The sequence below is a fragment of the Pseudomonas sp. K5002 genome (assembly GCF_013386655.1).
Classification (GTDB): domain Bacteria; phylum Pseudomonadota; class Gammaproteobacteria; order Pseudomonadales; family Pseudomonadaceae; genus Aquipseudomonas.
Genome location: NZ_JACARK010000466.1, coordinates 1 through 6,487, shown reverse-complemented (window position 1 = coordinate 6,487; position 6,487 = coordinate 1). Strand labels below are relative to the sequence as shown.

Here is a 6,487-nt window from a genome sequence, read left to right as displayed (position 1 = left end):
CCTGCTGCGCCTGGCCGCCGGGGCCATCTCCCGCCTGCAAAGCCATCAGCTGTCGAGCCTGGAGCAGACCGGTACCACCGCCGACGGCAAGCTCTTGACCACCTGGCAGCTGGAAATCCCCATGCGCACCTTGCAGGACATCGTGCCGTTGCAGGTCAAGTTCCAGCGGGAAGAACCGGCGCCCGACAAGGAACAGCCGGAACGCAAGGACAGCAAGGATCCCAAGCAAATGCTCTGGCGCGTGGAAATGGCGCTCGACATGGAGCCGCTCGGCCCGTTGCAGGTCCAGGCGCAACTGAGCCAGGGCAAACTGTCGAGCCAGTTGTGGGCGACCCGGCCCTTCACCGCCAGCCTGATCGAAAGCCACCTGGGCAGCCTGCGCGAGCGCCTGGTGTCGTCGGGACTCAACGTCGGCGACCTCGACTGCCACCTCGGTACCCCGCCACGGGGCCCGAAAACCGGGCTTGAACAACGCTGGGTGGATGAAACCGCATGAAAAACCCCAACCCGCCCCGCCAGGCCATCGCCCTCAAATACGACGGGCAACAAGCGCCGACCCTGACCGCCAAGGGCGACGATGCCCTGGCCGAAGCCATCCTCAAGCTGGCCCGGGAGAACGAAGTCCCGATTTACGAAAATGCCGAGCTGGTCAAATTACTGGCACGCATGGAGTTGGGCGACAGCATCCCGGAAGAGTTGTACCGCACCGTCGCCGAGATCATCGCGTTTGCCTGGACGCTGAAGGGCAAGTTCCCGGTGGGCTACGACCCGGACGCGGGGCCGGTGGAGCGGGATGTGACGGAAAGAGGCGACGATTATTAAGGTGGGAGCCGGCTGATCGTTCCCACGCTCTGCGTGGGAACGCCGCCTCGGAGCTCCGCGTCCAACCGGCGCTGCAACGTTCAAGTCTTGCGCAGGGGTGACGCGGAGCGTCACGGGATGCATTCCCACGCAGAGCGTGGGAATGATCAGTTGCGGTGGGTGGTGTATAGCAATTATATCTTTCGAGGTATAGATTATCTCGAACCCGATAGTTCAGGATAAACCCATGAGCCCTACCCGCCCGATTCTCAGTCGAAAGCTACTCGCCGAAGCGCTCGCCCGTGATCTGGCAGGCGAGTCATTTGCCGACTACAGCTCCGGCATGTTCCTCGCGGCTCCGCGCCGTACCGGCAAGAGTACGTTCCTGCGCAACGACCTTATCCCCGAGTGCAAGGCCCGGGGCTGGCTGCCGGTGTACGTGGACCTGTGGATGAACCGCGAAGTCGACCCCGCTGAACTGATCTCCGGCGCCATCGGCAAAGCCCTGGGCGAGTTCGAAAGCGCAGTGAGCAAGGCGGCCAAGAAAGCCGGTATCGACAAGATCAGCCTGCTGCGCACCTTGAGTTGGGACTTCACCAAACCGCAATTGCCCGCCGGCACCACGCTCAGCCACGCCCTGGACGTGCTGCACCAGGTCTCGGGGCAAATGATCGTGCTGATCGTGGACGAGGCCCAGCACGCCCTCAACAGCGAAGGTGGGGTGAACGCCATGTTCGCCCTCAAGGCGGCACGGGATCATCTCAACGGCAGCAGCACGGCAGATGGCCTGCGCCTGGTCTTCACCGGCTCCAGCCGGGACAAACTGGCCAACCTGGTACTCAAGAGCAAACAACCGTTCTTCGGCGCCCATATCACGCCGTTCCCGCTGTTGAGCCGGGATTTCGTCGAGTTCGTGACGGACCTCTGGAACCAGCGCCTGGCCGCGACCAACCAGTTCAACCTGGAGGACATGGACTATGCCTTCCAGCTCGTTGGCCGGCGCCCGGAAATGCTCAACACACTACTGACCGAAGTGAGCGTGGGTCTTGGCGAGGCCAGCAACCTTGGCGAGTTGCTGAGGACCGGGGCACTCAATCACCAGGCCGGCATCTGGAGCGACTACGAGAGCGCCTACAACGACCTCTCGCCGCTGCAACAGGCGGTACTTGAAGTGATGGGCGAACGAACCCTGGGCAAGCAGGCATTCTCGCCTTTTGCGGAGAAAACCTTCCAGGATGTGAACCGCAAGCTGGAACAGGCCCAGGTCGAGCCGAACGCCAGCACACCAAACGTGCAGAAAGCACTGGAAGTGCTGCGGGAGAAGGAGTTGGTCTGGAAAGCCAACCGTGGTGAATATGCTTTGGAGGACTCGACCATGGCCGAATGGCTGAGCAACCGGCACCGGCTATAAGCTGCAAGCAATACCGCTTGCAGCTCGTAACCTTCAGCTGTCCTTGTGCAACCGGCTCATCAACTGCGCTTCAGCCTGGGTCAACCCGCAGGACTGGGTCAGCTCATCCACCGTGGCGCCCATGCCCACCAGCTTCGCCGCCTGGGCGAATGAGAGGCTCGACGGGTCACGCTGCTCGAGTGCCGACAGCTTGTCCGGCAACGGCGCCAGCACCGAACGCAGCTCGTGCACTTCATCACCCACACGCACCGCACTTTGCTGGAAGTGGTCGACCCGCTTGGCCAGCTCCAGGATCCGCCGGTCGCGCACAGCGTCGCGCTCGACTTGTCGAGTGGCCAATTCCCGTTGCTGGCGAACATAACGCAGCAGGAAGCCCAGGGTCCCGGCCCAAAGGATGGCCAGGACGATCACCGCTACCTCAAGAAACAATCAGATATTCTCCAGGTCCTGCCACTCTTCTTCGCTCATCATCTTGTCCAGCTCAACCAGAATCAGCAGTTCGCCGTTCTTGTTGCAGACACCCTGGATGAACTTGGCCGATTCTTCGTTGCCGACGTTCGGCGCAGTCTCGACTTCGGATTGGCGCAGGTAAACCACTTCAGCCACGCTGTCGACCATGATCCCGACCACTTGCTTGTCGGCTTCGATGATCACGATGCGGGTGTTGTCGTTGACTTCGGTCGGCACCAGGCCAAAACGCTGGCGGGTGTCGATCACGGTCACCACGTTGCCGCGCAGGTTGATGATGCCCAGCACATAGCTTGGGGCACCCGGAACCGGAGCGATTTCGGTGTAGCGCAGCACTTCCTGCACACGCATCACGTTGATGCCATAGGACTCGTTGTCCAGCTTGAAGGTGACCCATTGCAGGATTGGATCATCCACCAGACCTTGTGCGGACACTGACTTGTTCATACTCCAGACCCCTTCAAATACCGTTGGTTACGGTGTGTGTTCTTGGGCAGCGCCTTAGCGCTGCTGCTTGTTATCAAGTGCGTTTGTTCAGCGGCATGGCTTTTACCGCGCCGCTGGCAATCAACTCCGCCAGTTCGGCGACATCCAGCAACGCGCACATGTGTTCGATCACAGTGCCCGCCAGCCATGGCCGCTGGCCCCGGTGGCTGCGCCATTTGATTTCGTTCGGGTCCAGGCGCAATGAGCGGCTGACCTGATGCACCGCCAGCCCCCACTCGTAGCCCTGGACCGAAATAACGTATTGCAGGCCCTGGCGGAAGTCATCGCGGTAGCGGTCGGGCATCACCCAACGCGCGGTGTCCAATACCTTCAAGTTGCCCTGCTGGCTCGGCAGGATCCCGAGGAACCAATCCGGCTGGCCGAACAACGGCGTCAACTCCTGGCCTTCCAGGGAGTAGATCGACCCCAGGCACACCAGCGGCACCGCCAGGGTCAGCCCGGCGACATCGAACAGCAAACATTCGAACGGCTCCGCAGCCCACACCGGGCGACCGTCGCCCTGTACCGGCGGCGGCGTGATGCTCGGCGGGAGGTGAACCTCAACCACCGGTTCGACCACCACAGGCGCGATCACCAGCGGTGCGACAGGCACCGGCACGGCAACTGGAACCACCAACGCATCACGGGCCTGCTCTTCCAGGACCGCCAACTGAAACTCGTCCAGGGCAGCAGGTTCAGGCTCGATGACTTCATCGAGGATCAGAATCGGTTCCGGCATGTCCTCGGTGGCGTCCTGGAGCAAGGCGTCCAGGTAGGACTCCAGCGCCAGTTGCGGCCGGGTCTTGAAATCAACGGGACGGTTCATCTGTATGCCCACGCGCAAGCCCCATCAACCCTGTATTCAGAGGTTATCGGCCTGTGAGTGTCCGGACTTGAATCGAGAGCCGGTTTGGTCAGGAAAACCGCGGCGTCTGCATCGCTGGCAAGCCAGGCTCCTACAGGGCTGTTTATGATCATCACGCCACCTGCGCCACAAGTTGCTGGGACAACAGGTGCTTGAGCAACGCCCGATACGCCAGCACCCCACGGCTCTTGCCGTCGAACTGCGACGGCGTCAGCCCTGCCCGGCTCGCATCTCGCAGGCGCGTGTCCACTGGGATGTAGCCTTGCCAGATGGTGTCCGGATAAGCATCGCGCAATACCCGCAAGGTGCCGAGGGACGCCTGGGTACGGCGGTCAAACAGGGTCGGCACGATGCTGAACGGCAGCGCCTGCTTGCGCGAGCGGTTGATCATCGCCAGGGTGCTGACCATGCGCTCCAGGCCTTTGACGGCCAGGTGCTCGGTCTGCACCGGGATCACCAGCTGTTGGCTGGCGGCCAGGGCGTTGACCATCAGCACGCCGAGCAACGGCGGGCTGTCGATGATCGCGTAGTCGAAGTCCTGCCACAGCTGCGCCAGGGTCTTGGCGATCACCAGGCCCAGGCCGCTCTGCCCCGGCGACTGGCGCTCAAGGGTGGCCAGGGCGGTGCTGGACGGCAACAGCGAGATCTTTTCATTGCTGGTAGGCAGCAACAGTTGCCCCGGCAAGTCGGCCGGCACGCTGCCCTTGTGCAGGAACAGGTCGTAGCAACTGTGTTCCAGGGCATCCGGGTCGTAGCCGAAATAGCTGGTCATGGAGCCGTGGGGGTCCAGGTCGACCACGACCACACGCTTGCCGGCCTCGGCCAGCAAGCCGGCCAAGGCGATGGACGTGGTGGTTTTACCGACACCACCCTTTTGATTGGCAACTGCCCAGACTCTCATTCGGATTGTTCCTCCCGGCAGGCACAGGCTCGACCGAGAAATTGCATGGGGTTATAGAGCCGGTGACGGAGAATTGACGGCACTCCCGCGAACCGGCGCCTTTACGGGCGCTGGTGCAGTTTGTGTGCCAGCCCGCTTCAAGGCGGCATCCGGTGTTGCATTGGCAGTGCCGGTACCGGTCAGGCTGCGGCGCACGTCCAGGTTGCGCGACACCACCAGCACCACCCGACGGTTGCGCGCACGGCCTTCCGCCGTGGCGTTATTGGCCACCGGCTGGAACTCGCCGTAACCCACCGACGCCAGGCGCCCGGGGTTCACACCCTGCATCGCGAGCATTCGTACAATACTCGCCGCCCGGGCCGAAGACAGCTCCCAGTTCGTCGGGTACTGCGCGGTACTGATCGGCAGGTTATCGGTAAAGCCTTCAACGTGGACCGGGTTTTCAAACGGCTTCAGGATCGCCGCCACCTTGTCGATGATGGTAAACGCCTGGTCGCTGGGCATTGCATCGGCACTGGCGAACAGCAGGCTGGAATTGAGCTCGATCTCGACCCACAACTCATTGCCGCGCACGGTCATCTGGTTGGAGCTGATCAGGTCGCCAAAGGCCGCGCTGATGTTATCGGCGATGCTTTTCAGCGGGTCGCTGGTGCCACCGATGCCGGCCGCGGTTTCATCGCTGTCGTTGACCAGCGGCTTGGCCGGGGTCACGGTCTTGGGGCGTTCTTCGCCAATGGGTATCGGCTTGAGGGCGCGGTCAGCGTCGTTGAACACGCCAATCAGCGCCTGGGAAATGACTTTGTACTTGCCTTCGTTGATCGAGGAAATGGAGTACATCACCACAAAAAACGCGAACAGCAACGTAATGAAGTCGGCGTAGGACACCAGCCAGCGTTCATGGTTGACGTGTTCTTCAGGCTCGCGGCGGCGACGGCTCACAACAAATACCTCCCATCAATCCATGAAGCCCTGGAGCTTCAATTCGATGGAGCGCGGGTTTTCACCCTCGGCAATCGAGAGGATGCCTTCGAGCAACATCTCGCGATAACGCGACTGGCGCAGGGCGATCGACTTGAGCTTGCTGGCCACCGGCAACAACACCAGGTTGGCACTGGCCACGCCGTAGATGGTGGCGACGAACGCCACGGCAATCCCGCTGCCCAGTTGCGACGGATCGGCCAGGTTGCCCATCACGTGGATCAAGCCCATCACCGCACCGATGATGCCGATGGTCGGCGCGTAGCCGCCCATGCTTTCAAAGACTTTGGCAGCGTTGATGTCGCGGCTTTCCTGGGTGTAGAAGTCCACTTCGAGGATGCTGCGAATCGCTTCCGGCTCGGCGCCGTCCACCAGCAGTTGCAGGCCTTTGCGGGCGTAGCTGTCGGGCTCGGCATCGGCCACGCCTTCCAGCCCGAGCAGGCCTTCCTTGCGCGCCGTGAGGCTCCAGTTGACCACGCGGTCGATGCCGCCCGGCAAGTCGACACGCGGCGGGAAGATAATCCAGATGAGGATCTGCATCGCGCGCTTGAACGAACTCATGGGCGACTGCAACAAC

9 protein-coding genes are annotated in these 6,487 nt (G+C 62.0%); 3 read left to right on the top strand and 6 right to left on the bottom strand.

The window, feature by feature from the left end; genetic code table 11:
- The 3 genes from HX846_RS20635 to HX846_RS20625 all read left to right on the top strand — a co-directional run.
- Positions 1-496 (top strand): flagellar hook-length control protein FliK (locus HX846_RS20635; protein ID WP_178965999.1); only part of this gene is annotated, 496 nt, incomplete at its 5' end.
- Positions 493-822 (top strand): EscU/YscU/HrcU family type III secretion system export apparatus switch protein, encoded by a 330-nt coding sequence (locus HX846_RS20630; protein WP_003210638.1) that lies wholly within the window; start codon positions 493-495, stop codon positions 820-822. The genes HX846_RS20635 and HX846_RS20630, both read left to right, overlap by 4 nt.
- 226 nt (positions 823-1,048) lie before the next feature.
- A complete protein-coding gene (locus HX846_RS20625) occupies positions 1,049-2,212 on the top strand; it encodes a hypothetical protein (RefSeq protein WP_102604690.1) in 1,164 nt (387 codons plus the stop codon).
- Positions 2,213-2,245: 33 nt separating this feature from the next.
- On the opposite strand, the gene HX846_RS20620 is transcribed toward HX846_RS20625, so the two are convergent.
- The 6 genes from HX846_RS20620 to HX846_RS20595 all read right to left on the bottom strand — a co-directional run.
- Entirely contained in the window at positions 2,246-2,641 is a 396-nt protein-coding gene (locus tag HX846_RS20620) for a DUF2802 domain-containing protein (protein ID WP_003210640.1), read from the bottom strand.
- Positions 2,642-3,127 carry a chemotaxis protein CheW gene (locus tag HX846_RS20615; RefSeq protein ID WP_003210641.1) on the bottom strand — a complete coding sequence of 162 codons (486 nt, stop codon included), beginning with the start codon at positions 3,125-3,127 and terminating at the stop codon, positions 2,642-2,644. It abuts the gene before it with no gap.
- 73 nt (positions 3,128-3,200) lie between these two features.
- Positions 3,201-3,992, bottom strand: coding sequence for a CheW domain-containing protein (locus HX846_RS20610; protein WP_178965998.1), 792 nt, complete (start codon positions 3,990-3,992; stop codon positions 3,201-3,203).
- A 151-nt stretch (positions 3,993-4,143) separates the two neighbouring features.
- Positions 4,144-4,932: a ParA family protein gene (locus HX846_RS20605; protein ID WP_003210643.1), complete on the bottom strand. Its 789-nt coding sequence runs from the start codon at positions 4,930-4,932 to the stop codon at positions 4,144-4,146.
- A gap of 51 nt (positions 4,933-4,983) precedes the next feature.
- Complete coding sequence (motD, locus tag HX846_RS20600) at positions 4,984-5,871, bottom strand: flagellar motor protein MotD (protein ID WP_003210644.1); 888 nt, start codon at positions 5,869-5,871, stop codon at positions 4,984-4,986.
- 15 nt (positions 5,872-5,886) lie between these two features.
- On the bottom strand, positions 5,887-6,487 hold a 601-nt coding region (locus HX846_RS20595; RefSeq protein WP_178965997.1), incomplete at its 5' end, for a flagellar motor protein.